This window comes from Arthrobacter sp. 05L45_2 (genome assembly GCF_056397525.1).
Genome location: NZ_JBFTNO010000342.1, coordinates 1 through 1,525, shown reverse-complemented (window position 1 = coordinate 1,525; position 1,525 = coordinate 1). Strand labels below are relative to the sequence as shown.

The window sequence follows — 1,525 nt, the reverse complement described above, 5'->3', positions numbered from 1 at the left end:
GCTTCACTGTGTCCTCCTTGGGGCCCGGTGAACAGGCGGCGACCGTCCCCAGAGTCACCGCCGCTGCAGCCACGAAGAGATCCCGACGCCGCACTTCAGACATGTGCAGAGCCTACCTTGGGCGCCGCCCGGCACCGCCGAAGGCCCTCGCCGCGGTCGAAACACCGCAGTTCCGACGGCGGGCTGCCGGCCGCGCTGTCACACCCGCGCCGTAAGCTAGGCCCATGGCTAGCAACTGGGACCGCCTGGACCCCGCGCTGCGCGAATCCGTGCAGGAAAACGTGGAACTCTACGAGCGGGTTCGTCCTGCCCTGAAACTCGTCACCCGCGAGGTGCTGCTGACCCTCCGGGCAATGCTCAAGGGCACCGAGGTGACACCGCTGTTCGTCACCGGCCGCACCAAAACCGTGGAATCCTTCCGCGAGAAGATCTCCCGGACCGAGAAGCCACTGGAGCCGGGCGGCCCGCCCGTCCTGAAGTTCCCGGACCCGTTCCGCACGCTCAATGACATGGTGGGCATCCGGGTYATCACCAAGCTSCCGGCSGAAAACGCCGTGGTGGCCAACCTGATCAAGCGCCAGCGCCAGCTGTTCGACTGCCGCGGCGACCGCGAAAAGGACATCGGATCGATCGAATCCGGCACCTACGGGTACTCCAGCCGGCACCTGATCCTAYGGACCATCCAGAACGACGCCGTGAAGGCCTACCAGCAGGTGTTCAACCCGGACGTGCAGCCCAACGGCAGCTACTTCTTCGAGTGCCAGATCCGGACCGTCTTCGCGCACGCCTGGAGCGAGATTGAGCACGACATCCGGTTCAAGGCCGAAGATCCGCGGGCCTGGACCCCGCAGTTCGACCGGCAGTTCACCGCCACCGCGGCGATGCTCGAGACCGTCGAAAGCGCCTTCGCCGACCTGAACGAGCGGTACGAGGAGGTCCGGGGCTACTGGGACATGGACGGGGAGGGCGCCGCCCAGCTCACACCCAACCGCATCCGAGATGTCTGGCGGACCCTGCTGCCGCACGTGGACCGAAAAGTCGACGACGACTGGGGCTGGGCTGCGGAGCTGATGGCGGCGCACGGGCTGAACCAGACCGTGCAGCTTGCCGGCCTGCTCAGCGCCAACCGCATCACCGAGGTCCGCCGGGCGCTGGACCACCGCTACTCCCCCGGCCCSGACCGGCTSCTGGAYGAYCTGCTGCTSTGGCAGTACGGCACSRCSCACATCGACCTCACCGCSGAACCSGCCGACGCCGTSCCSCAYCCSCGGCGCGACAGCCTGCTGCGCCGGCTCAAACAGATCGAGCGGTACCGGCTGACCCAGGGGTAGGCGCGCCGGTGTACATCGCACGAATCTGGTGGAAAATTAAGGACAGCAGGCTTAGTATTTCTTGCAAGCGGTCCTTTGGACCGGGACATAAACCAGTATCAAAAAAATTTCATCCCCCAGAACAAAGGTGCAAGCGGTCCTTTGGACCGGGACATAAACCAGTATCAAAAAAATTTCATCCCCCAGAACAAAGG

General features: G+C 64.8%; 1 protein-coding gene. It reads left to right on the top strand.

The window, feature by feature from the left end:
* Positions 1-224: 224 nt before the first annotated feature.
* Positions 225-1,331: a GTP pyrophosphokinase gene (locus tag AC1DHD_RS16250; RefSeq protein WP_476880693.1), complete on the top strand. Its 1,107-nt coding sequence runs from the start codon at positions 225-227 to the stop codon at positions 1,329-1,331.
* The last annotated feature ends 194 nt before the right edge of the window (positions 1,332-1,525 follow it).